Genomic DNA, 24492 nt, shown 5'->3' on the forward strand with positions numbered 1-24492 from the left:
TTTCTGAAGTAAGCTATGTTTGAAATATTTATCAAACGGCCGATCCTGTCTACGGTCATTTCGGTGATCATCACCTTGGTCGGCATGTTGTCCTTAACATCTTTACCGGTCACACAGTTTCCCGAGATCGTTCCTCCATCGGTTACAGTGACGGCGCAGTATACTGGTGCCAATGCGGAGGTACTTGCCAAGGCCGTGGCCACCCCACTAGAAAGGGCCATTAATGGCGTGCCCGGCATGATCTATATGAACTCCGTAAATACCAATGACGGTATGACAGTGATCACCGTGGTCTTCAAAGTGGGAACGGATCCAGATCAAGCGGCTGTAAACGTACAAAATAGAGTGTCCACTGTGGTGGATGAGCTTCCTGAAGAGGTGATCAGGGCGGGTGTGATGACCGAGAAAGAGGTCAACAGTATGCTGCTGTATCTCAATCTGATGAGCTCCGATTCGACCCAAGATGAAAAGTTCGTGTACAACTTTGCCGATATCAATATCCTGAGGGAATTGAAGCGGATTGATGGAGTTGGATTTGCCGAGATCATGGGGTCAAGGGATTATGCCATGCGGATCTGGATGAACCCTGATAGAATGGTGGCTTACGATATATCCCCTCAAGATATCATAGATGCCATCAGGGCCCAAAACGTGGAAGCTGCCCCTGGTAAGTCAGGAATCAGTTCTGATAAGGACCCACAGATGCTTCAGTATGTCCTACGGTACACTGGAAAATTCAGCGAGGAGGAAGACTATGAAAACATAACCATCAAAGCCATGCCCGGCGGCTCCTTGCTTAGGATAAAAGATGTGGCAGAGGTGGAGTTTGATTCCGAGGATTATAACATGGTGTCCATTACGGACGGTAGTCCTTCTGCTTCCATAATGATCAAGCAACGGCCGGGATCAAATGCCCGTGAAGTCATCGGTGCTATCAAAGCGAAGATGTCGGAACTACAGGATAGTTCATTTCCTCCTGGCATGTCCTATAATATTTCTTATGATGTTTCGCGGTTCTTGGATGCTTCCATTGTCGGAGTGATCAAAACCCTCATTGAAGCATTTTTATTGGTTTCTATTGTTGTATTTATATTCTTACAGGACTTTAGGTCTACGCTGATTCCTGCCATTGCCGTGCCGGTTTCGCTGATTGGTACATTCTTCTTTATGGAACTATTTGGCTTCTCCATCAACCTGCTGACCCTGTTTGCGTTGGTGCTGGCCATTGGTATTGTGGTGGATAATGCCATCGTGGTGGTGGAAGCAGTGCACGTAAAAATGCACGAGGATAAGATGAACGCAAAAGATGCGACGATCGCTGCGATGAAGGAAATAGGCGGTGCCATTATCGCTATTACCATGGTGATGTCTGCAGTATTTATTCCTGTGGGCTTTATGACTGGTCCAGTGGGGATTTTCTATAGACAATTTTCGTTGACCTTGGCCATCGCCATTGTGATATCTGGGGTGAATGCCTTGACCCTTTCCCCTGCACTTTGTGGAATGTTACTGAAACCACCTCGCCATGATGAAGAAAAATCCAAAGGCTTCGTGCAGAAGTTTTTTGATGGGTTTAATCACAGGTATGAACAACTTTCGGGTAGGTATGCCAATGTCCTGAAGAAGATCGTAGGGAGAAGGACGGTTACTTTTGGCCTGCTTGGCTTGTTTATCATTGCTACTATTGGGATCAGTAATATTCTGCCGACAGGCTTTATCCCTACAGAAGATCAGGGAATGATCTATGTCAATGTGACTACGCCTCCGGGAGCGACCGTGGAGCGGACCAAGGTAATCTTGGATGATGTTCAGGGGGCTCTATTGCCACTGGATGAGGTGGAAACGATCTCGACATTAGCAGGTTATAGTCTACTGACAGAGACGGCTGGTGCATCTTATGGTATGGGGATGATTAACCTGGTCTCTTGGGGAGATCGGGATAAAAGTGTAAATGAATTAATAAAGGAATATCAGGACAGGGTGAGCCATATCACCGGAGCGGAGATACAGTTTTTTCCCCCTCCCAGTGTACCTGGTTTTGGTAATGCCAGTGGTTTCGAATTGCGGTTGATGGATAAGTCGGGTGGGCCGCTCAGCATTACGGCCAAGACCACCGAGGATTTTGTCAAAGCCCTGAACGACAAGCCTGAATTGAATGGGGTATTTACTAACTTTAACCCTAATTTTCCTCAATATATTCTTCATGTAGATCATGATAAAGCTTCGAGACTGGGTGTATCTGTGGATGATGCCATGCAGACCTTGCAGAGTTTTATCGGGAGTTTTTATGCTTCCAATTTTATCCGGTTCGGTCAGATGTACAAGGTCATGATTCAGGCGGCTCCCGAATACCGGACCAATCCTGAATCTCTTCTCAGGATGTACGCCAAAAGTTCAAGAGGAGATATGGTGCCTTATTCCAATTTCGTAACCTTGGAACGAGTGTATGGGCCAGAGCAGCTCACAAGGTACAATATGTTTACCTCTGCCATGATCAATGGCGAACCGGCCGAAGGATACAGTAGTGGTGATGCTATCCAAGCAGTAGAGGCTACGGCCTTGGAGTTTTTGCCAAGAGGGTTTGATATCAACTGGTCTGGGATGACACGGGAGCAGATTGAATCTGGTAACCAAGCGATCTACATTTTTGCGATTTGTTTGGTGTTTGTGTATTTGCTTTTGGCAGCCCAATATGAGAGCTACTTACTGCCACTGCCCGTGATTTTGTCACTACCAGCAGGTGTCTTCGGTGCCTTTTTACTGCTGAAGCTTACCGGACTGGAAAACAATATCTATGCCCAGGTGTCCTTGGTGATGCTGATAGGCCTCTTAGGCAAAAATGCGATTCTGATCATTGAAATTGCCATTCAAAACCGAAGCAGGGGAGTGGGTATTCTGCAATCAGCAATAAACGGCGGTGTGGAGCGCTTAAGGCCTATTTTGATGACCTCATTTGCCTTTATTTGTGGTTTGATTCCGTTGACCATCGCCTCTGGGGCAGGAGCTATTGGTAACAGGACTATCGGTACTGCTGCGGCAGGAGGGATGCTTATCGGAACACTGGTAGGGATTTTCCTTATCCCCGGATTATATGTGGTCTTTGAGTCCCTGTCCACGCATTTCAAAAACAAATCAAAAGACGAAGTAGCAAAAGCATAATGAATAAAAGATATATCATCGGTAGTGCACTGTTAGCCTTGTTGGCCTGGGGATGTAAAACAGGGGAAGTGGTCCAAAACCCACCGCTGGAATTGCCCGTGGCTTATGGGGTGAAACGTGATTCCTCTGCTAACTTGGCAAGCGAAAATTGGCGGATGTTTTTTGAAGATCAGAAGCTGAAGCGGTTAATATCCAATGCATTGGAACATAATCAGGATGTGCGGAAGACCTTGGAGAGGATAGAAATAGCCAATGCACAGATGTTGGCAGGAAAACGCGGTTGGCTTCCTAGCGTAAATGGCGTAGCAGGAGCGAGCCAAAAGAAGTTTGGTGACTATACCATGGATGGTGTGGGCAACTATGATACTAATTTTTCGGAAAACCTCACCGAAGACCAGCATATTCCCGATCCTTACAAGAACTTCATGGTGGGAGCAGAATTTTCTTGGGAATTGGATATTTGGGGAAAATTCAAACAGCGTAAAAAGGCAACAGTGGCGCGTTGGTTGAAGTCCCAGCAAGCAGCCAATTTGGTAAAAACCCAGTTGATAGCCAATGTCGCTAAGATTTACTATAGAATCGTAGGGCTTGATGAAGAGATCATTATTCTTAGGAAAAACATATCTCACCAGGAAACTGCCTTTCAGCTATCAAAGGACCTAAAAGAAGCCGGCAAAGAAACGCAACTGGCAGTGGACCAGTTTGAAGCACAATTGCTGAACTCCAATTCACTGCTCATCCAAAAAGAAAGGGAGCTGCGTTCTTCGGAATTGGCGTTAATGGCTTTGTTGGGAAGTTATGAAGGAGGCTTGAATCGCACCACTTTATCCCAAGTGGAGTTTATGCCAGAGGTGTTGGAAATTGGCGTACCGGCTGATTTGTTGCAGCGTCGGCCAGATGTCAGGCAGTCAGAATATGAGTTAGAGGCCAGCAAGGCAGATGTGCATGTAGCCAGGGCTGCTTTCTTCCCTTCTTTGAGGTTATTTGGGTCAGCTGGTTTCAATGCTTTTGAAATGAGTAAGCTGTTGCTAAGCCCTGCATCTACCTTTTATGAAGCAGGTGCCGGATTAGTGGCCCCCATCTTCAATCGCAGTCAGATAAAAGTGGCTTTTGAGCAAGCCAAAGCCTCCCAACGAATTGCCTTTTTGGATTATGAACAAACCGTTCTCAAAGCCTATTTGGAAGTACTTGATATGGTCAATGTATACAGTACCCTTGATGAACAGTTGGCATTGAAAACCGATGAGGTGCTGGTGTTGAGAAGGTCTATATCCAATGCAAATACCATGTTTTCCGTTGGCTATGCCAATTACCTTGATGTGATCAACTCCCAAAACAGGGCTCTCCAAGCAGAATTGGATTATGTGGCCTTAAAGACTGAAAAGCTGCAGAGCATTGTGAAACTTTATCGTGCACTTGGCGGTTCGATGAGTGCACCAGAAGAACTGGCAGTAGCTACTGATCAAGCTCAGGAAGAAGACGATGTTCAGTAAAGGTTAGCCCCAGTAAATAATATAGAGCAAAAAAAAGCTGTTGCACTTCTGATGCAACAGCTTTTTTTTGATAGAAAGTGGAGTGATAACTTAACCCGGATTATGCGTTAGGAATCGTAGTGAGAGCTGAAATTGCAAGAAAATCAGTTAGTTTGGAGGCATTAGCGTAGCACCGCTACGGTGATGCCGAAAACTAAAGTGAAACGGCTGATTTTGAAGCAGTTTAAGGTCGCAACAGATAGGCTAATGCATATTCCGGGTTTAACCCGGATTATGGTGACCAAAAGACTATTTGATCACTACATCAAATGGCAATCGAGCTTTGATGCCTTTCATCTGCTGGATATTTTCAATTTTTTGGAGCAATTGATAAGTTTCGCCAAATCGATAGTGCATATAGCGGGCTTCGATATCAGTGCCCAATTCCGTCATGATTTGTTCCAGAATGGTTTTTTGTTTAGGGTAATAGAGGACACGGTATTCGTCCTCGATGCCTGATTTTTCTGCAGCGATTTGGATCGCATCATCCAGCCCGCCAAGGATGTCTACCAGCCCGTTTTCTTTGGCTTGGAGTCCACTCCAGACTCTTCCTGAAGCTACTTCTTTCACTGCTTCTTTGCTCATTTTCCTGCCATCGGCCACTCTAGTGATAAAAGTGTCATAGCCTTCCTCGATCTGGTTTTGGATGATGTTTTTCTCCACTTCGCTCAGCTGACGTGTAGGGTTCATAAAGTCCGAAAACTCACCCGTTTTGGCCACATCGGTGGTGATGCCCAGTTTGTTGTTGAGCAGGCCTTCTGCATTGAACCACATTCCGAAAATCCCAATTGATCCGGTGATGGTATTGGGCTGAGCAACGATGGTGTCCGCTGGTGCAGAGATGTAATAACCACCAGAAGCGGCCAAAGAGGACATGGATGCGATTACCGGTTTTACTTTTTTGGCTTCGTTCATTTCTCTCCAGATAACTTCAGAGGCGAGCACTGAGCCTCCTGGGGAATTTACCCTGAGCACGATGGCTTTGATGTCATCGTCTAGCCTTGCTTTTTTTATTTCCTTGGCAAATACCTCTGAACTGATGGTGCCTTCTACTTCTCCACTGACAATCTCTCCTTCTGCTACTATCACTGCAATCCGGTTCCTGGCGGTCAGGTTTTTAGTCTTCGCGGTTTTATTGATGCCCGTAATATTGATGGTGGGGATTTCAGCATCTGCTTCCAGTTCGAGTTTTTCCCTTAATAGGTCTTTGACCTGGTCATCGTACCAAATACCATCGACCAAACCCAAATCGGCAGCATCTTGGGGTTCTCGCACGAGCATTTGATCATTGACGTTTTTCAATTCTTCGTAATCCAAAGCTCGGCTTTCTGCTACTTGTCGGACCATGTAATTGTTCATGTCGCCAAGGAATGACTCGGTTTGTCTCCTGTTGGCATCACTCATTTGGTCGAGGATGAAAGGCTCCACTGCACTTTTATACTCACCTACCCGAAAGATAACAGGCTCAATCTCCAGTTTCTCCAATAAACCTTTGAAAAACAGGGTTTCGGAAGACAGGCCATTGAATTCAAGACCTCCCATTGGATTAAGATAGGTTTCACTTGCTGCGGAAGAGAGAAAATAACCTCCTTCACTGTATAGTTCTGAATACGAAATGATGAATTTTCCAGACTCCTTGAAGTCCAACAGTTCATTTCTAAGTTCTGTCAGGGCTGCTGGATTCGCCATTACCGTCCCCGCCTGCAGGTATATTCCTTTTATATTCTCGTTTTCTTTCGCTGTTCGGATGGCCTTTTTGACATTTGTCAATCCTATCTGATGAGCTGCAGGGATAGGTCCAAACGAGGAGAGGTCGATATTGTCCTCGGCAGTCCTTTCCACTAACATGACGTTTTCCAGGTCGATATGGAGAACGGTGTTGTCCTGAATAGTGACTTGCTCTTCTGCAGTGGACAATGTGATCAGCCCGGCAACCAGAAAGAAACCGATGAGTGAGAATATCATCAACCCCACGATTACCGCCAGAACATTGCTTAAAAATTTCATACTCTACTTAATATTTGATTAGCTCGAAAATACGTCTTTTTTCTTATTTCTGTATAGTTTTGAGGGGTGAAATTAAATCGAGCCATGAAGCAAGTAGTTCTTTTGATCGGAGGTAATCTAGGTGATCGGTCCAAGCTGATCCAAGAGGCAAAGGATATGCTCCGACAGCACGTTGAATTGATAAAGGGTTCATCGCTTTATGAAACAGCGGCCTGGGGAGGCAAGTCTTCCGGTAGTTACCTGAATCAAGCTTTGGTAGTGGAGACCGAGCTGGAAGCAGAAGCGGTGCTGGATATTACCCAGGGAGTGGAAAATGCACTGGGGAGGGAGCGCTTGGCAAAATGGGGCGACCGTACCATGGATATTGATATCATCTATTTCGGTGATGAGGTGGTGGATACGGCTCGGTTAAAAGTGCCTCATCCTCTGATGACAGAGAGAAGGTTTGTATTGACGCCTATAGTGGAAATTTTGCCGGATTTTGTCCATCCTGTTTTGCAAAAAAACAATAGGGAGCTATTGGAAAGCTGTACCGATGAGAGTGCGGTGGCCAAAGTATACTAATGGCCATGACTGTGAAAATGCTATTTTTTTATTGGAAGTAAGCAGGATATTTTTAAAATTTGGGACATCATGAAGTCATAATAAACGTTAGCGGAAATTTTAGACCCTCTAGGGTCATGATTGCAGTGTCCCGTTCGTCACGGTAGTACATTGCTATTTTTCATTGTTACCATTACTTTATTATGACTTTAATTAAAATAATCCATCATTTTAAGAAAGCCTTAAGTGGCACAGAGGAAGATTATACCGTAGGAAGTATTCGGAAGGCGATCTTTTATTTGTCCATTCCCATGATCTTGGAAATGTTGATGGAATCGCTGTTTGCCGTAGTGGATATTTTCTTTGTGGGAAAATTGGGCGTTCAGGCTGTGGCCACGGTGGGCTTGACAGAATCTGTCCTTACCATTGTGTATTCAGTGGCCATTGGCCTGAGTATGGCGGCTACTGCTGTAGTGGCCAGAAGGATAGGCGAAAAGAAAAAGAAGGCGGCTTCGGAGGCTGCTTTTCAAGCCATCACCATCTGTGCAGTTTTGGCTATTTTCATAGGTTTATTGGGCTTGCTGTTTGCAAAAGACCTGCTGACGCTGATGGGAGGAGAGCCCGAATTGGTGGCCAGTGGCTATCGATATACCCAAGTGATCTTTGCAGGAAATATCAGTGTGATGCTACTTTTTCTGATCAATGGGGTGTTTCGAGGTGCTGGAAATGCGGTGATTGCCATGCGGACATTGTGGCTGGCCAATGGTATCAATATCGTCTTGGACCCTATGCTGATCTTTGGGATTGGTTTCTTTCCGGAAATGGGGCTTGAAGGGGCTGCCTGGGCCACAACTATTGGCAGATCAGTGGGGGTACTGTTCCAGTTGTCGGTGTTGCTGAGGGGCAAAGCGATCATCAGTTTTGACTGGGAAGTGTTGCGTTTCAAATGGCATACCGTCAAAAATATCCTGAAAATTGCCCTTGGGGGAATGGGGCAGTTTTTGATCGAATCGGCCAGTTGGATTGTACTCATGAGGATTGTGTCCAATTCAGGAAGTGTGGCATTGGCTGGGTTTACCATTGCCATTCGGTTGATTATTTTCGCATTGCTTCCAGCCATGGGTTTTTCCAATGCTTCGGCTACTTTGGTAGGACAAAACCTAGGTGCCAAACGCCCAGAAAGGGCAGAACAGTCTGCTTGGAAGGCCGCACATTATACAGCGGTTTTTTTGGGAAGCATTGGTTTGTTGTTTTTCCTTTTTGGGGAATACATTATCAGTTGGTTCAATGATAATCCGGCTGTCATCCAAATAGGGAGTGAGGGACTCGGTATCATCTGTTTGGGCTACGTTTTCTTTGCCTACGGTATGGTCATGAGCCAGTCCCTCAATGGTGCCGGTGATACCAAAACCCCCACATTGATCAATATCGTAGTGCTGTGGTTATTTCAATTGCCCATGGCCTATGTGCTTTCCAATTGGTTTGGAATGGGAGCTACTGGGGTTTTTATAGCCATTGCAGTGGGACATTCTGTCCACGCACTGGTGAGCGGCTATATCTTTAACCGTGGCAAGTGGAAGCTGATGGAGGTGTAGGATTGGTGGCTACGACTACTGGTCATTTCTTTTCCAGTGCCGTGCCTTCGAAGATAATTCCTTCCCAGCCGCTTTTGATGAAATTACGGATGTTTTGGTGATCTTCTCCATTGGGATTTCCCAAAACATCCTTTCTGTAAATATCTCCAAACAGATTTAACGTTTGTTCAGCGCTGAGGCATAGGAACCTGCCGAGGGCAAAAATTTTGCATGAACCATTGTTTTCGCCGGCTTCATTGATGGTATTCCCATTGGCGAAGCGGGTAGGGGTGAAGTGGTAGTTTTCTTCTATGTAATCAATCGTTTCCTGAAAGGAAATGGCTTCTGGGTTTTGGCTTATTTTGTCAGTAAAATTCATTGTTGCTTCTAAAGTTTGCCCAAAAATAATGGGTTTTATTGATTTATGGCAAGGAGATTTGATTATACGCTTTCTTGCCAGCAGATTTTATTGCTCACAGAACGTACAGAACCCGCAGAATGAAATAAGGTTTTTCTGTGATTTCCATGGTTTCAGTGAGAACCTATTTGTTGTTTCTGTGATTACTGGTGTCATGGTGGATATACATGCAAGAAGATAGACTGTGCGTTGTGAGAATGTTGGTTTAACCCGGTTAATCATCCTTTGTGCCTAATGTGGTTGTCAAAAAGTTAGCTACTTTACGTTACTTTCTCAACGGCTTAGAATCTAGGTTCAATAAGTTTTGTATATTAAACCCGGATTATGCGTAAGGAATCGTAGTGAGAGCTGAAATTGCAAGAAAATCAGTTAGTTTGGAGGCATTAGCGTAGCACCGCTACGGTAATGCCGAAAACTAAAGTGAAACGGCTGATTTTGAAGCAGTTTAAGGTCGCAACAGATAGGCTAATGCATATTCCGGGTTAAACATTGAATGTTGTTTTTTGGATAATGAGGATAACTAACCCACAATAGAAAGAGCTTGCAGACTTATTGAGAGAGGCTGGGTTGAATGTGGTGGATTTTGAAGTTTCAGGTATATACAAGGAGTTTAAGGTCAAATACAGGTATGATTACTTTTCATTTTCAATCAGTCGATTGGATTTACAGAAGTACTCCATAGGTGTATTGCCTGTGAATTCTACTAAAACGGTTACTGAGAGAGGAGATTGGGAATACTTAAAGACACGTTATAAAATCTGGGTAGACCAACTGTCAAAGGAACTGGACACCCCTACAGGATGGGAGCATTTTCAAAGCGAAAATTACCTTGGGCTGGAAAGGCAAGACTTGAATGTCCCGTTTACCTCGGATGAAAAAAAGCAAACTAGGAATGACCTCAATTCCTACAGCCAATATGTCCATCATCAACTGAATATCGGAGCAGGGGACAAACGTATTATTTTAGAAAAACTTGAAGAATTGTCCAGTAAGGTGGATGAGATGAACAAATTTGATTGGAAGTCTTTATTGGTTGGGACACTGGCCAATGTGATTATGGTACTGGGGCTTCCTTCTGAGGTAAGTGGGATGATATGGGAAGGGCTGAAAAATACATTCGGTGGCCTACGTATAAATGGATAAAAAAGGCTTTTCGATCATTATGTCGAAAAGCCTTTTTGGTAAGGTTTCAATTGTTATTTATTTTTCCAGAAACTCCAATAAGAGCTTATCCACTTCTTTTCTATGCGTAAGGATCAATCCATGGGGGCCACCTGAAATGACATGATATTCATTGGCCGTAATTGCTTTTGCGGCTTGATCACTGGAAGTCTTGATGGGGACGATGTTGTCCTCGTCTCCATGGATGATGAGTGTCGGTGCGGACACGTTTTTTAATTCAGGCCTGAAATCCGTTCCTGCCCAAGTTTCAGCACACTTGATCGTGGCGATCGGCGACGCATGGGAGGCAATGGAGAAATCATAGTCCAAATTGGCCCGCGACATTCGGTCCGTATTGCTTTCATAATTGTAAAAGTTCTTATGGAAATCCTTCAAAAAGCTAAGGCGGTTGCTTTTTAAGGCATCCATAATACCGTCCAGCATTTCCGCAGGCACACCATCAGGGTTGTCGGGTTTTTGGGCTACTAGCGGGATAATGGAGCCAATGAGTGCAGCTTTGCTGATCCGGTCACCTTCATAATCCGTAAAGTACCGCACGACTTCACCGCCACCCATGCTAAAGCCGACGATAGTTACGTCCTTAAGGTCAAGTTGTAAAATGATCTCCCTGAGGTCGCTGGCAAGCGCTGAATAATCATACCCTTCCAGTGGTTGGGAGGAAAGTCCAAAACCCCTTCTGTCATAAGCAATTACCCGATATCCAGCCTCCAGCAAGGTTTGCATTTGGCCTTCCCAAGCTTGGTGGCTAAGCGGCCAGCCGTGAATCAGTATGACAGGTTTGCCTTGTCCATAGTCTTTGTAATATAAGTCTACAGGATCTTTTCCTGTTTCGTTAATCAAAAATGGCATCGTTTTAGTTTTTTGGTTAGAAATGGTTTTCTATAACTATAACGATTTGCAAGGGCTGATTGTTGGATAAAATGGAGATAAAATTAGCTGCCTGATTGGGCTCCTAAAGGTGTTTTTTGCTGTAGGCAATTATGCTTTCGGACATGGCAGTGGTGAGTTTTTCCAACTCGTTTTGGGTGATGACAAAAGGAGGCATGGTGTAGATCAGTTTGCCAAAAGGTCTCAACCAAAGTCCCCTTTGGGTAAGTTCATCTTGGATGGCTTTCATGTCCACGGGTTCTTTCATTTCCACTACCCCAATCGCTCCCAAAATCCGCACCTCCTCAACAGTCTCCAAATCTTGGAGATGAGCCAGAGCAGCTTTTAAATGCTCTTCTATAGCTCCGATTTCTTTTTGCCAGTCCCTGGAGAGCAATAATTCCAAACTTGCTAGGGCAGTGGCACAGGCCAAGGGATTTCCCATAAAGGTAGGGCCGTGCATAAACACCCCCGGAGCACCAGAAGAGATGGTGTTGGCTACATCTGCTGTGCAGAGCGTGGCTGCAAAGGACATGTAACCACCTGTCAAGGCCTTGCCAATGCACATGATGTCGGGCGTGATCCCCGCATGTTCACAGGCAAACAACCTTCCCGTACGCCCAAAACCTGTGGCGATTTCGTCTGCGATCAGCAGGATGTCATATTTCTCGCAAAGTGATTGGAGTGAGGCAAGGTAATCTGGATGGTAAAATCGCATGCCTCCTGCACCTTGGACAATCGGTTCGAGAATAAAAGCAGCGATTTCATGGTGCTGGCCTGCGAGTACATTTTCCACTTCTTCCACTTCTCCAGGGGTCAGCTCGCCATCAAACTTGGATGGTGGAGCCGGTAAGAATATCTGCGGAGAAAGACGGTTGTTAAAAATGCTGTGCATGCCTGTCACCGGGTCACAGACTGACATATCATGCCAAGTGTCTCCGTGATAACCATTCCGAACGGTGGCAAAGCGGTTTTTGTGGCCCTGACCTTTGGAGTGCCAGTATTGGAGTGCCATCTTCATGGCTACTTCCACGGCTACGGAACCTGAGTCACTGTAAAATACATGCGCTAAACCTTTCGGTACCACTTGTAGCAACTTCTTGGTCAGTTCAGCGGCAGGGCGGTGGGTAATCCCTCCGAACATCACATGGGCCATGTTTTCCAATTGCTGCTGAATCGCCTCATTCAGCTCGGGGACATTATATCCATGGATGGTAGACCACCAGCTGGACATCCCGTCCATCAACTGGGAGCCATCTTCCAGCTCCAAGAAAACTCCGCTTGCCTTCTTTACGACCACATTGTCTACGGCTCTTGATGCAGAAGTGTAAGGGTGCCAGATGTGCTTATGATCTATGGAAAGGATTTCTTCTTGGGTCATAAGTGTGGAGTAATTGTGATGTTGTTGATGTTTTCTATCGCTTTGATAATGAACGAAGGGGATGGCAAATCCCCTTTGTTTAGGAGTTCCTGATTGGTGATCAAGAACAGTAATGATAACAAAGAGACCGCTTTATAAGCAGTCTAATGTTTCACGTCTATTGTCTGCTATCTATTCCTTAAAGTCCGGAAACTTCAGCTTCTCTGTGGATTTTTTTAACCAATCCTTGCAGTACTTTTCCAGGGCCACATTCCACAAAATCGCTTGCTCCATCAGCGACCATATTTTGTACAGATTGGGTCCATTTTACTGGAGCGGTGAGCTGGGCGATAAGGTTTTGCTTGATCACGGTGATATCTGTCTCGCCTTTGGTGCTCACATTTTGATAAATGGGGCAGACAGGCTGCTTGAATTCAGTGGAAGCGATGGCTTTTTCCAGCTTTTCCCTGGCAGGCTCCATTAGTGGAGAATGGAAAGCACCACCAACAGGTAGTGGCAATGCCCGTTTGGCACCAGCTTCTTTGGCTTTTTCACAGGCGGTTTTAATGCCTTCATTGGAGCCAGAAATGACCAATTGTCCGGGGCAGTTGTAGTTGGCGGCCACGACGATTTCACCTTCTATGCTGTTGCAGATTTCTTCTACTTTTTCGTCGTCTAGGCCGAGGATAGCGGCCATGGTAGAAGGGTTGATTTCACAGGCTTCTTGCATGGCTAAAGCCCTTTGGTAAACCAGCTTGAGCCCATCTTCAAAAGACAATGCTCCGGTGGCTACTAATGCAGAAAGCTCTCCCAAAGAGTGTCCTGCAGCCATGTCCGGCTTGAAATCTGCCGTAGTCTTGGCCAAGATGACCGAATGGAGAAATACCGCTGGCTGGGTTACTTTGGTTTCTTTGAGTTCTTCAGCAGTACCGTTAAACATGACTTCACTGATCTTAAAGCCTAAAATCTCATCAGCTTGATCAAACAGTTTTTTGGCTTCATCATTGGATTCGTACAATTCTTTGCCCATCCCTGGGAATTGTGCTCCCTGACCGGGAAAAATATAAGCTTTCATATCATTAATATTATTTATGATGCAATCTGAAAATCAACGGCTTATAAGCAAGAGTCGATTGCCCTGCCCATATGCGCTACATTCGTAAGGCCAAATATACCAAAAAAATAGGGCTTAGGAGGAAGGCTGCTTTAATTTCGTTTCTTGATACTTTCAGAAAAACCTAAGCTCTTGAACCCACAACACAGCTGTCGAAACAACAGGCTTTTATAATTGACTACTTGCTTTTAAGGTCTTCTTCGCTCAAAAACTTCATTTTGTCTTCTTCGGTAGGGAAGCGGCAGGTCTCCCTTTTGCCAAACCACTTATAGCGGTTGCGTGCGATCCAGTCATAAAGTGGGTCGCGTAAAAAATTTGGGATAATGATAAAACCATACGACAGGGGCCATAGGCCCTTCAATTTCTTGGCGATTTCCAGTGCTGCCCGGCTTTTGTAATAAACCTTGTCCCCTCGAAGCAGAACAATGGAATCCAAATAGGATTCATCAAGTGATTTGTCTTGGAGCAGTTTTTTACTAATGTCATCCTGTAAGGAAGCCATTTTAAAATGGTTGTTAGGATCACGTTGGATGATGAAGTCTACCGCCTGATTGCACAGGTTGCAGACTCCATCGAATAGAACGATATCGTATTGTTGATGTACTTTTGTCATTTGATGATTTGTATGTGGCCTTTCAGTTCCTCCTGGCCAGCACTTTCATCATTGGTGTCATAGAGGACGGTTGCCGAATAGAAATAAGTGCCCGCTGGAAGGTCGTTTCCATTTTGGTCTCTACCATCCCAACGAATATAAATGTCGTTTTCGTTTGAAGTGGCACTGTTATATTCGAAAACCAAGCTTCCCCATCTATTATAGATAGTTATTTCTACTGCTTCTACAAATCGCGGACAGCGAGGGAATGGATTGTCAAAGGCCATGAACGTATCGTTGGTGCCGTCTCCATTTGGGGTGAAGGCATTGGGCAGTTCATAATTGGGGCAATTGTCCACGCAAACGATGTTGCTAGGCTCACTCTCATTGCCGGAACGGTCCACTGCAGTAATATAATAGCAGCCTTTATAGTCTTCCAACTCGGTAATGGTGGCTTCACGACTCAGGGAGCTTTCAGTACTGATCAGCTCAAAGGTGCCTTCATCACCGGTAGGAGAGAAGTAGATATTAAAACTTCCCAGTTCGTCGTCACAGTCACCGGAAAAGTCTGGTTCCCAGCTCAGGTCATGATAGAATGCACTGAAGTTACAGTCTTCATTGGCCAATAGTTCTTCACAGACTGGCCCATCAAATGTCAGTACTGGTGGACAAGGCAGCCTATTATCGTCAGGACGTGCACAGATGATCTGGGATTTGTTTTCCAATGGATAGGTGAGCATGTCCACGTTATAAGCACCTTTGGTAACCACATAATAGCAGTATTCGGTTTCCCTGCTGAGTGGTACACCATTATGGCTGCCATCATCTAAGAAGGTGAAGCCATCTGCCGATACGTCCACCTCAGCGATCAGCTCGAAGGTGTCTGCATCACTGGCGTCTGGATCTGTCCTGTTCCTGTATACTTCATGGGTATACTGACTTATGTTATTGTTCCAGGGAACATTAAATTCCCAATTGAGTTCGATGGCTTCATTGATGATGGTGGGCTGTAGCCATACCGAAGACGCTACACTGGAAGTGTCGATCGCTTGTCCACCATCGAACAATACCACTTTATAATTATAGACCAAGCCTTCCGTGTTCAGTCCTGTATCGGTAAAGAGGGTGTCGTTGGTCGTTGTTAGTGGTTGGATGTTTTCGTCTCCACTAAAGCCTTCTGACCGGATCAGTTGGTATTCATATGGGCCAGGGTATTGTTGGGTATCTATATCGTATGGGGGCGTCCATTTGACAAAGACTTCTCCATTTTCAGGGTCAGTTTCTTCGATACTTACATTGGTGATGATGGGGACATCCACATCAATGGTCAAGCAGAATTCCTCGGATACTTTACTTTCTCCACCTCTCGGCTGGGGATAGACAGCCACCAATCGGTAGCAATAAGTGTTTCCAGGGGCCAGTCCTTCTCCATCATTGTCATCAAGAAATTCGAAGGTTTGCATATCGGTGGTGCCAATGAGTTCATAGCCATCCCGAATTCCCGTTTCACAGGAATCAGGTGTGTAGGGATTGCTGTTGACACTACGCCAGATTTGCATGCTTTCGGCACTGTTTCCGCATGAATAAGGGTCCCAGTTGATCGCAGCGGAGCGGCCAACATCCTGGTCCACCGATTGAATGACGGGAGGAGGGCCTATGACCCGGATGTTCCAGGTTTTGATGTCTACTAGTGCAGGCCCGGATTCGGGATCGTCCGTAATCCTGATCCTCACTTGATATTCTCTGGACCGTACATGGTTACATACCGTCTGCCAGTCAAAGTTTACAATGCCGGGAGAAGATTGGTACGTCTCTTCAGGATTATAGGAAGCGGGGGAAGAAGAAATCTCGATGGGGTCACCAAAAACTTCAATCTTGACATCATCACCATCTGGGTCACTGCCTTGGATGATTTCCTCAATGTTTTCACCCGCTATCACGCAGAGGTCTTCCGGTACTTGGAGCTGTGGACGTTGATTGTCGGAGTTTTCGATGATGATCTGCATATCGCGGACCACATAGCCTATTTTCTCATACTTCCCATCGATCTTTCGCCATTCTTCGATATGGAAAGCGACGTTATACTGTCCAGCAATGCCCGGGGCATCCCAAATCAGGTCTCCCGTTAATGGATCCATCGATATATAAGGATTGGGTGAGCCATCTTCCCGGTTAAAAGAGAACTCATCGGATGCGGGGCTGCGATAGTTGCCTACTGGTCGTTGGAAATCCTGTAAAGGTACCACGTCATCAAAGCGATAGGCGATGCTGTCGCCGTCCGGGTCATAGGCTCCCGGATTGTGGATGTAGCGGGTGTTGATCTGGCCATTGTCCACCGGCGGAATGGTCAGTACCGGGGAGTTGTTGACACCGACAAAAGGGTCGATGGTGATCATGGTTTCAATGTAAAAAGGGGTCTCTACGGAGTTGTCCATATTTAAGGTCAGGTCGTTTCGGTTAAATTCCTGAAACCTGATGGTGTATTCCCCTGGTCCCTGATACGTATGGGTGATGACAAAAACGTTTTTCTCGATTTGATTTCCCAAGGATTCTACGGTGCTAAATTCACTTTCCGTATTGAGGTTTTCTACCACCCTCCCATCGCCAAACTCAATCCTTCCTGGGCCGAACACTACTGAAGACCTCGTGTCGGTATAGCCGACAACTGTGATACGGTAAGTGAGGGATTGGGTGGAAATCCTTTCTGCAATGATCTCTCCTGCCCGGATGTGGGTAGCCATGGACTGTTGCAGTCCAATGAAGAATAGGATGGTGGAGAGTAGGAGAAAAGCTTTACATTTCATATATCTTATAAGTTTTAGCACGCATACTCCTGTAGGTTTTACATTTTACAGGGTACTACTTAAAAATTTTAACGTAATTTTACTTAAATATTGTGTACGTAGTTAACTCGAATTTTTATACAATTTGTAATTATATACGGATTAAAGTTAAGGAAGTGTCCCTATTTATCGAAATACAACCCAAAAATTAAGTCATTAAGGTGTGAAAAGTTTAAAAATATGCCAGAAATCCTCGTTTTCGAGTTATTTAGAACCTTTTAAAATAAGCTTATTACGTATGAAGTGGATTGTTTGCTAAGCTTTCGGCATTTAACTTTGTTCATCAGATTATAAAATAAAACCATCTACATTAAATAAAGAAAAACGTTTATGAGTTGGGTAACCAAAACCTTTACTAGCACTTTGGGACGAAAGTTGCTAATGGCCCTAACAGGATTATTCCTGATACTGTTTTTAGTTGGCCACGTTTCAGGAAACATGTTATTGTTTAAGGATGACGGCGGTCAGGCATTTAATGAATACGCCAAATTTATGACCACCAATCCTGCTGTGAAGGTACTTTCTTACCTTACCTATATTTCCATTTTAGCCCATGTGGTTTTTGCGATTATATTGGGAGCTAAGAATAAAAAGGCAAGACCAGTTGGATATGCTGAAACCAAAGCCAGCACCAATAGCAGTTGGAACTCCAGAAATATGGGGATATTGGGTACGATCATATTAATTTTTATTGTCGTTCACCTTCAGAATTTCTGGGCAGAAATGCATTGGGGAGGTATTCCTAAGGTAACCTACGAAACGGGAGAATTCAAAGATTTGTATTCTGTGGTGTATGGTGCTTTTGCGAATATCGGTCTTGTGGCCTTGTATGTGGTAGCAATGGCATTTTTGGCTTTCCACTTAAATCACGGATTTGCAAGTGCTTTCCAGACCCTAGGGCTTAATCATAAAAAGTATACGCCTGCGATCAAGTTTATAGGAACTGCATTTTCTATTATTGTTCCGGCATTGTTTGCTTCCATGCCGATTTACATCTATTTCTCAACTTTGAATTAATAACTAGCCAATATGATACTTGATTCTAAAATACCAGCAGGTTCATTAGCTGAAAAGTGGACGAAACATAAATTCAACATGAAGTTGGTCAACCCGGCCAACAAGAGAAAGTATGATGTGATCGTTGTCGGAACTGGTCTGGCCGGAGCCTCTGCCGCAGCATCGTTGGCGGAGTTAGGCTATAATGTGAAGGCCTTTTGCTTTCAGGACAGCCCACGTAGAGCGCACTCTATCGCTGCCCAAGGTGGTATCAACGCTGCCAAAAACTATCAAAATGACGGTGACTCGGTATATCGTTTGTTTTATGACACCATCAAAGGTGGTGACTACCGCTCCAGAGAAGCCAATGTACACCGTCTAGCAGAAGTATCTGTCAATATCATTGACCAATGTGTGGCACAAGGTGTTCCTTTTGCCCGTGAATATGGTGGGCTATTGGCCAACCGTTCCTTTGGTGGAGCACAGGTGTCCAGGACGTTCTATGCAAGGGGCCAAACTGGTCAGCAGTTGCTCTTGGGTGCTTACTCAGCACTAAGCCGTCAGGTGGCGAATGGGAAGGTGAAGCTTTACCCACGTACCGAACTGATGGATGTGGTGACCATCGATGGAAAAGCCCGAGGGATCGTCACCAGAAACCTCATCACCGGAGCTATAGAGTCCCACAGTGGCCATGCCGTATTGCTGTGTACCGGAGGATACGGAAACGTGTTCTTCCTCTCTACCAACGCCATGGGGTCTAATGTGACCGCCGCTTGGAGAGCACATAAGAAAGGCGCTTTCTTTGCCAATCCTTGCTATACGCAGATTCACCCAACCTGTATTCCAGTATCAGGCGACCACCAGTCGAAGTTAACACTGATGTCGGAGTCACTACGGAACGACGGTAGGGTATGGGTACCTAAGACAAAAGAACTAGCAGAAAAGCTTCGCAAGAAGGAAATTCTGCCAAAAGACATAAAAGACGAAGACAGGGATTACTATTTGGAGAGAAGGTATCCTTCTTTCGGTAACCTCGTTCCTCGTGATGTGGCATCCCGAAATGCCAAATACGTATGTGATGAAGGCAGAGGCGTGAATGAAACGGGAGAAGCGGTATTCTTGGATTTCCGTGATGCGATTTCCCGTGACGGAGAAGACCTCATCAGCGCCAAGTATGGTAACCTCTTTGACATGTATCAGCAGATCACCGGCGAAAATCCTTACCAGACGCCGATGAAGATTTATCCTGCCGTTCACTATACCATGGGAGGGCTATGGGTAGATTACCATTTGATGACCTCAGTGCCGGGTCTGTATGCATTGGGAGAAGCGAACTTCTCCGATCATGGTGCCAACCGACTAGGAGCTTCTGCGTTGATGCAGGGACTGGCGGATGGTTACTTTGTGATTCCTTATACCGTAGGGGATTACTTGGCAGGAATGGCCAACGAAAAAGTGTCCACTGACCATGAAGAGTTCAAGAAATCAGAAAAAGCCGTTCAAGATAAGATCCAACGCCTTCTTAGCATCGATGGCAGCAAGACCGTGGATGACTTCCATAAGAGATTGGGTAAAATCATGTGGGAATACTGCGGAATGGCGCGAACTGCTGAAGGCTTGGAAAAAGCCATTGGCATGATCCAAGAGCTGAGAAAGGAATTCTGGAACGATGTAAAAGTCTTGGGAGCCAATGAAGAACTGAACCTTTCCTTGGAAAAAGCCCATCGAGTGGCCGACTTCTTGGAATTGGGTGAGCTAATGGTAAGGGATGCACTGCACAGAAATGAGTCTTGTGGTGGTCACTTCAGAGAAGAATATCAGACCGAAGAAGGCGAGGCCCTTCGGGATGACGAAAACTTTGCTTACGTGGCTGCTTGGGAGCACATGGGAGATGGCGTAGCGGAAGAGCTCAACAAAGAAGAGCTCAAATTTGAAAACGTGAAGTTGACCCAGCGTAGCTACAAGTAACCATTTCAAAACCTTAAAATTCATCACTCTTATGAACTTAACACTTAAAGTTTGGAGACAACAAAACAGCTCGGACAAGGGCAGTTTTAAAAATTATACGTTGACGGGGATTTCGGAACATATGTCTTTCTTGGAAATGCTGGATGTACTGAACGAAGAGCTTTCTGAAAAAGGAGAGGATCCCGTGCACTTTGACCACGACTGTCGCGAAGGCATCTGCGGTATGTGTTCCCTGTATATCAATGGCAAGCCCCATGGCCCACAGCAGACGACGACGTGTCAGCTGCACATGAGGTCATTTAAAGACGGCGATACGATCGTGATCGAGCCTTGGAGAGCGGCGGCTTTTCCAGTAGTAAAAGACTTGGTAGTGGACAGAGGTTCCTTTGACCGCATCATCCAAGCTGGTGGATACGTATCTGTCAATACGGGCGGTGTGCCGGATGCCAATGAAATCCCTATCCCCAAGAGGATCGCTGATGAAGCGTTTGATGCGGCGACCTGCATTGGCTGCGGTGCTTGTGTAGCGGCCTGTAAAAATGCTTCTGCCATGCTGTTTACTGCCGCCAAAATCTCTCAGTTGGCGATGTTGCCACAAGGGAAAGTGGAGCGTAAAGAAAGAGCCGAGAAAATGGTGGCCCAGATGGACGATGAAGGGTTCGGTGCCTGCACTAATACTGGTGCCTGCTCGGCTGAATGCCCGAAGGGAATTAGTCTGACGAATATCGCTCGGATGAACAGGGAGTATTTCTCTGCTTCAGCTAGCAGTGAAAACGTATAGATGATCAAGTTATAGTTATAGTAAATGAAAGCCGGTTTATCCGGCTTTTTTTTTGCTATAAAGAGTCTCTTTTGGATAAATTACCATCATTATTCTATGCAGTGTCATAACTCTTTTTAACCCGGATTATGCGTTAGGAATCGTAGTGAGAGCTGAAATTGCAAGAAAATCAGTTAGTTTGGAGGCATTAGCGTAGCACCGCTACGGTTATGCCGAAAACTAAAGTGAAACGGCTGATTTTGAAGCAGTTTCAGGTCGCAACAGATAGGCTAATGCATATTCTGGGTTTAATTATTCCTAGGATTGCTGCCGTTGTAATAGTACATTTTTATAAAATGTCCCTTTAAAATAGGAAAAAACAAACAAAACATTAAATTAGATAATCCAAGTGAAATAACCATTATTAGCAGAACCGATCCCTGAATGGAAATAATAGACATCCTGATTTTTGTCATTTACATGATTGTCATGCTTGGAGTGGGCGTTTACTTCATGCGTAACAATGAGGGGAACGATGATTATTATGTGGGTGGTCGGAACATGGGAGCTTGGCATATCGGCCTGTCGGTCGTAGCTACGGACGTAGGAGGAGGCTTTTCCATTGGATTGGGAGGGCTGGGATTTGCGATGGGGTTGTCTGGTAGCTGGATGCTTTTTACAGGGCTTTTGGGGGCTTGGTTAGCCGCTGTTTTTTTGATTCCAAAGGTCAAATCCAATCCCGCCTTTGCTAAGTTCTACACTTTCCCCCAGATATTCCAATACCTGTTTAATCGAAAAGTTGGAATTACAGCGGGAATTATCTGCTTTGTGGGGTATTTGGGATTTACCTCGTCACAGTTATTGGCGGGGGCTAAGCTGGCCTCTGGCACCTTCAAAGGGCTAGATCTCAATATGGCGTTGCTCGTTATGGGGGTAATAGCAGTGGTCTACACGGTCATGGGAGGGTTGAAGGCGGTGATTTATACGGATACCATTCAGTGGATCATTTTATTAGCAGGGTTTATCTTTATCGGTTTACCGATCGCCTATTTTCACGTGGGAGGATGGGAAGAAATCAGTAAGACCTTACCTGATGAGTATTTCAGTTTAACCAACCTTACTTGGCAGGATTTGGCCAATTGGGGCATCACCATTTTGCCGATTTGGTTTGTGGGCATGACACTTTACCAACGGATATTTGCCAGTCGGGATGTCAGGACAGCAAAAAGAGCCTGGTACATTGCGGGGATATTTGAATGGCCGATCATGGCTTTTATGGGCGTTTCCTTGGGTGTTTTGGCCAAGGTGGCCTTCGAGCAGGGACTCATAGCGGAAGCGACAGAAAATTTAGATCCTGAAATGGGATTGCCGATATTGTTGAGCCACGTACTTCCTGCGGGCATCATGGGCTTGATGATGTCGGCGTATTTCTCGGCGGTACTTTCCACCGCTGATTCGTGCCTGATGGCAGCTTCAGGTAACTTGACCACAGATTTATTTGGTAAATGGCTCAGCAAACAACCTGAGGAAAAATCCGTCCGCTTCAGCCAATTGTTTACATTGCTCATTGGTACGGCAGCGCTATTGATCGCTATGCAGATGACTAATGTCTTGGAACTTATGCTGTACTCCTATGCTTTTATGGTTTCAGGATTATTGGTCCCCATATTAGCAGGCTTGTTTTGGAATAAGCGAAATCCAACAGCAGCCATTGCTTCCATGATCCTCGGAGGAGGGGTGACTGCGGGGCTGGCTTTTAGTGGTTTAGCACTTCCTTTAGGCCTTGATGCCAATTTATTTGGGCTTTTGGCATCTTTAGCAGTGTTTTTGCTGGTGGATAATTTATTGATATTAAAGCAAAGGAAAATTAGTGGGAATTAACCATTATGTCGGGAGTCAGTAGAACCTTCAAACAGGCTTTAACGGCGGAAGTGCCCACAAAACTAATTAAACGTATTATGAAAATCGAATCACTTTCTACAATAGATAATGCCACTTATTTACAAAAAAAAGAAATAGCCGATTTCCTCTTTGAGAACTTGGACGAATACGGTGACCCTCATGGTTATATTATGAATTGTTTGGATTATGCACTGGATCAAGCGGTGGACAAAGGAGGTTTTGTGGTAATGGGGCGTGAAAATGGTAAAATTGTTGGGGCAGTAGTGGTAAATAAGACTGGTATGTCTGGCTATATTCCAGAAAATATACTAGTTTATATAGCAGTAAGTTCCAGCCAACGAGGAAAAGGATTGGGTAAAAAGCTGATGGAAACAGCCATCAATATGACCACTGGGGATATAGCCCTGCATGTGGAGGCGGACAATCCGGCGAAAGGCTTATACGAAAAATTGGGCTTCACGAACAAATACTTGGAAATGAGGTTGAAAAAATAACATGGCTTTTTTAAATCTTCATAAAGATAATCTTCACAAAAATTACCAATTCCTTAAGGAAAAATTCAATGAACACGGAGTAGCTTGGGGAGCTGTTTCCAAGATGCTATGTGGAAACGAAATTTATATTAAGGAATTGATTGATCTTGGTGTGGATGAAATCCATGATTCCAGAATCAGTAACCTGGCCAAGGTAAAAGACATCAATCCTAAAATCAAGACCGTTTACATCAAGCCTCCGTCCAAGAGGAATTTGGCAGATGTGGTGACTTACGCTGATGTCAGCCTTAACAGCGAGCTGACGACCATCCGGTGGATAAGTGAAGAGGCTGTCAGACAAGAGAAAAAACACCAAATTATCATTATGGTGGAGACGGGAGATCTTCGTGAAGGGGTGATGGGTGAGGACTTGGTGGACTTTTATGCCAAGATTTTTCGATTGCCCAACGTGGAGGTCATTGGTTTGGGTACTAATTTGAACTGTCTTAACGGCGTGATGCCTTCTACCGACAAGCTGGTCCAGCTGTCGCTTTATAAGCAAATTATTGAGCTGAAATTTAACAAAGAGATCCCGTGGGTTTCTGCGGGAACTTCGGTGACCATTCCTTTGATGCTAAATCACCAGCTTCCCAAGGGGGTAAACCACTTTAGGGTGGGGGAGACTTTATATTTTGGTGCCAACCTATTTGACGAAAGTACCATTCCTGGGATGAATGACAGCGTATTTGAGCTGTGTACGGAGATCATAGAAATGCAGGAAAAGCCACTGCTTCCTACGGGAAACTTGGCAGCCAATCCTAAAGGTGATATCATGGAAATAGACGAATCGCTTTATGGCCAATCTTCTTTCAGGGGAATTCTTGATATTGGTTTGCTTGATGTGGACCCTAAGTATTTGATCTATGACAAAGATGAATTTGAAGTATTGGGCGCAAGTTCAGATATGTTGATCCTAGATCTAGGGAAAAATCCAAAAAACTACAAAGTGGGAGACCTGATCCGTTTCAAGTTAAAGTATATGGGAGCATTGGCCATTTTAAATTCCTATTATATTGAGAAGAGAGTTATCTGATTCACCCACAGGGGATTTTGTGTTTTAATGAAGGTAGTGGGTTCGAGACTGCCTTTTTTTATGCGCTTTTGGCATAGAATTAGTATATGAATGCATGAACCAACTATAT

General features: G+C 45.0%; 18 protein-coding genes. 11 read left to right on the forward strand and 7 right to left on the reverse strand.

Going from position 1 to position 24492, the window contains the following annotated elements; all coding sequences use genetic code 11:
• Positions 1 to 15: 15 nt before the first annotated feature.
• The gene (locus tag DN752_RS20255; protein ID WP_112785655.1) at positions 16 to 3159 is read left to right on the forward strand and encodes an efflux RND transporter permease subunit; all 3144 of its coding nucleotides are present in this window, start codon (positions 16 to 18) and stop codon (positions 3157 to 3159) included.
• Entirely contained in the window at positions 3159 to 4652 is a 1494-nt protein-coding gene (locus tag DN752_RS20260) for a TolC family protein (RefSeq protein ID WP_112785656.1), read from the forward strand. Before DN752_RS20255 ends, DN752_RS20260 begins: the two co-directional genes overlap by 1 nt.
• A gap of 288 nt (positions 4653 to 4940) precedes the next feature.
• On the opposite strand, the gene sppA is transcribed toward DN752_RS20260, so the two are convergent.
• On the reverse strand, positions 4941 to 6698 hold the full coding sequence (gene sppA, locus DN752_RS20265) for a signal peptide peptidase SppA (RefSeq protein ID WP_112785657.1): 1758 nt from the start codon (positions 6696 to 6698) through the stop codon (positions 4941 to 4943).
• 84 nt (positions 6699 to 6782) lie between these two features.
• Between sppA and folK the strand changes: the two genes are divergently transcribed.
• Together folK and DN752_RS20275 are read left to right on the forward strand one after the other, a co-directional pair.
• Complete coding sequence (gene folK / locus DN752_RS20270) at positions 6783 to 7262, forward strand: 2-amino-4-hydroxy-6-hydroxymethyldihydropteridine diphosphokinase (RefSeq protein WP_112785658.1); 480 nt, start codon at positions 6783 to 6785, stop codon at positions 7260 to 7262.
• Between the two features lie 182 nt (positions 7263 to 7444).
• Positions 7445 to 8836 (forward strand): MATE family efflux transporter, encoded by a 1392-nt coding sequence (locus DN752_RS20275; RefSeq protein WP_112785659.1) that lies wholly within the window; start codon positions 7445 to 7447, stop codon positions 8834 to 8836.
• 22 nt (positions 8837 to 8858) lie between these two features.
• Here DN752_RS20275 and DN752_RS20280 read toward each other — a convergent pair whose 3' ends face one another.
• Positions 8859 to 9194: a HopJ type III effector protein gene (locus DN752_RS20280; protein WP_112785660.1), complete on the reverse strand. Its 336-nt coding sequence runs from the start codon at positions 9192 to 9194 to the stop codon at positions 8859 to 8861.
• 591 nt (positions 9195 to 9785) lie between these two features.
• On the opposite strand from DN752_RS20280, the gene DN752_RS20285 reads away from it, so the two are divergent.
• A complete protein-coding gene (locus DN752_RS20285; protein ID WP_162633292.1) occupies positions 9786 to 10376 on the forward strand; it encodes a hypothetical protein in 591 nt (196 codons plus the stop codon).
• A 57-nt stretch (positions 10377 to 10433) separates the two neighbouring features.
• On the opposite strand, the gene DN752_RS20290 is transcribed toward DN752_RS20285, so the two are convergent.
• The 5 genes from DN752_RS20290 to DN752_RS20310 form a co-directional block, all read right to left on the reverse strand.
• Positions 10434 to 11264 carry an alpha/beta fold hydrolase gene (locus DN752_RS20290; protein ID WP_112785662.1) on the reverse strand — a complete coding sequence of 277 codons (831 nt, stop codon included), beginning with the start codon at positions 11262 to 11264 and terminating at the stop codon, positions 10434 to 10436.
• Between the two features lie 103 nt (positions 11265 to 11367).
• Positions 11368 to 12663 (reverse strand): adenosylmethionine--8-amino-7-oxononanoate transaminase, encoded by a 1296-nt coding sequence (gene bioA / locus DN752_RS20295; protein WP_112785663.1) that lies wholly within the window; start codon positions 12661 to 12663, stop codon positions 11368 to 11370.
• A 178-nt stretch (positions 12664 to 12841) separates the two neighbouring features.
• Positions 12842 to 13717 (reverse strand): ACP S-malonyltransferase, encoded by an 876-nt coding sequence (gene fabD, locus DN752_RS20300; protein ID WP_112785664.1) that lies wholly within the window; start codon positions 13715 to 13717, stop codon positions 12842 to 12844.
• Between the two features lie 217 nt (positions 13718 to 13934).
• Positions 13935 to 14369: a thiol-disulfide oxidoreductase DCC family protein gene (locus DN752_RS20305; RefSeq protein WP_112785665.1), complete on the reverse strand. Its 435-nt coding sequence runs from the start codon at positions 14367 to 14369 to the stop codon at positions 13935 to 13937.
• Complete coding sequence (locus DN752_RS20310) at positions 14366 to 17152, reverse strand: T9SS type B sorting domain-containing protein (protein WP_112785666.1); 2787 nt, start codon at positions 17150 to 17152, stop codon at positions 14366 to 14368. Before DN752_RS20310 ends, DN752_RS20305 begins: the two co-directional genes overlap by 4 nt.
• A 369-nt stretch (positions 17153 to 17521) precedes the next feature.
• Here DN752_RS20310 and DN752_RS20315 point away from each other — a divergent pair, with 369 nt between their 5' ends.
• From DN752_RS20315 to DN752_RS20340, 6 genes are all read left to right on the forward strand, one after another.
• Entirely contained in the window at positions 17522 to 18208 is a 687-nt protein-coding gene (locus tag DN752_RS20315) for a succinate dehydrogenase cytochrome b subunit (RefSeq protein WP_112785667.1), read from the forward strand.
• 12 nt (positions 18209 to 18220) lie between these two features.
• Positions 18221 to 20155, forward strand: a complete 1935-nt coding sequence (locus DN752_RS20320; RefSeq protein ID WP_112785668.1) for a fumarate reductase/succinate dehydrogenase flavoprotein subunit — start codon at positions 18221 to 18223, stop codon at positions 20153 to 20155.
• Positions 20156 to 20186: 31 nt separating this feature from the next.
• Positions 20187 to 20936 carry a succinate dehydrogenase/fumarate reductase iron-sulfur subunit gene (locus DN752_RS20325; RefSeq protein ID WP_112785669.1) on the forward strand — a complete coding sequence of 250 codons (750 nt, stop codon included), beginning with the start codon at positions 20187 to 20189 and terminating at the stop codon, positions 20934 to 20936.
• A 423-nt stretch (positions 20937 to 21359) separates the two neighbouring features.
• On the forward strand, positions 21360 to 22796 hold the full coding sequence (locus DN752_RS20330; RefSeq protein WP_112785670.1) for a sodium:solute symporter family protein: 1437 nt from the start codon (positions 21360 to 21362) through the stop codon (positions 22794 to 22796).
• Positions 22797 to 22873: 77 nt separating this feature from the next.
• Positions 22874 to 23311 carry a GNAT family N-acetyltransferase gene (locus DN752_RS20335; RefSeq protein WP_112785671.1) on the forward strand — a complete coding sequence of 146 codons (438 nt, stop codon included), beginning with the start codon at positions 22874 to 22876 and terminating at the stop codon, positions 23309 to 23311.
• A gap of 1 nt (position 23312) precedes the next feature.
• Positions 23313 to 24383: an alanine racemase gene (locus DN752_RS20340; protein ID WP_112785672.1), complete on the forward strand. Its 1071-nt coding sequence runs from the start codon at positions 23313 to 23315 to the stop codon at positions 24381 to 24383.
• The last annotated feature ends 109 nt before the right edge of the window (positions 24384 to 24492 follow it).

This window comes from Echinicola strongylocentroti (genome assembly GCF_003260975.1).
In the GTDB taxonomy this organism is placed as follows: Bacteria; Bacteroidota; Bacteroidia; order Cytophagales; family Cyclobacteriaceae; genus Echinicola; species Echinicola strongylocentroti.

Coding starts and splice junctions, on each gene's coding strand:
- DN752_RS20255 (WP_112785655.1), top strand. CDS start 16: ATGTTTGAAATATTTATCAAACGGCCGATCCTGTCTACGGTCATTTCG.
- DN752_RS20260 (WP_112785656.1), top strand. CDS start 3,159: ATGAATAAAAGATATATCATCGGTAGTGCACTGTTAGCCTTGTTGGCC.
- sppA (WP_112785657.1), bottom strand. CDS start 6,698: ATGAAATTTTTAAGCAATGTTCTGGCGGTAATCGTGGGGTTGATGATA.
- folK (WP_112785658.1), top strand. CDS start 6,783: ATGAAGCAAGTAGTTCTTTTGATCGGAGGTAATCTAGGTGATCGGTCC.
- DN752_RS20275 (WP_112785659.1), top strand. CDS start 7,445: ATGACTTTAATTAAAATAATCCATCATTTTAAGAAAGCCTTAAGTGGC.
- DN752_RS20280 (WP_112785660.1), bottom strand. CDS start 9,194: ATGAATTTTACTGACAAAATAAGCCAAAACCCAGAAGCCATTTCCTTT.
- DN752_RS20290 (WP_112785662.1), bottom strand. CDS start 11,264: ATGCCATTTTTGATTAACGAAACAGGAAAAGATCCTGTAGACTTATAT.
- bioA (WP_112785663.1), bottom strand. CDS start 12,663: ATGACCCAAGAAGAAATCCTTTCCATAGATCATAAGCACATCTGGCAC.
- fabD (WP_112785664.1), bottom strand. CDS start 13,717: ATGAAAGCTTATATTTTTCCCGGTCAGGGAGCACAATTCCCAGGGATG.
- DN752_RS20305 (WP_112785665.1), bottom strand. CDS start 14,369: ATGACAAAAGTACATCAACAATACGATATCGTTCTATTCGATGGAGTC.
- DN752_RS20310 (WP_112785666.1), bottom strand. CDS start 17,152: ATGAAATGTAAAGCTTTTCTCCTACTCTCCACCATCCTATTCTTCATT.
- DN752_RS20315 (WP_112785667.1), top strand. CDS start 17,522: ATGAGTTGGGTAACCAAAACCTTTACTAGCACTTTGGGACGAAAGTTG.
- DN752_RS20320 (WP_112785668.1), top strand. CDS start 18,221: ATGATACTTGATTCTAAAATACCAGCAGGTTCATTAGCTGAAAAGTGG.
- DN752_RS20325 (WP_112785669.1), top strand. CDS start 20,187: ATGAACTTAACACTTAAAGTTTGGAGACAACAAAACAGCTCGGACAAG.
- DN752_RS20330 (WP_112785670.1), top strand. CDS start 21,360: ATGGAAATAATAGACATCCTGATTTTTGTCATTTACATGATTGTCATG.
- DN752_RS20335 (WP_112785671.1), top strand. CDS start 22,874: ATGAAAATCGAATCACTTTCTACAATAGATAATGCCACTTATTTACAA.
- DN752_RS20340 (WP_112785672.1), top strand. CDS start 23,313: ATGGCTTTTTTAAATCTTCATAAAGATAATCTTCACAAAAATTACCAA.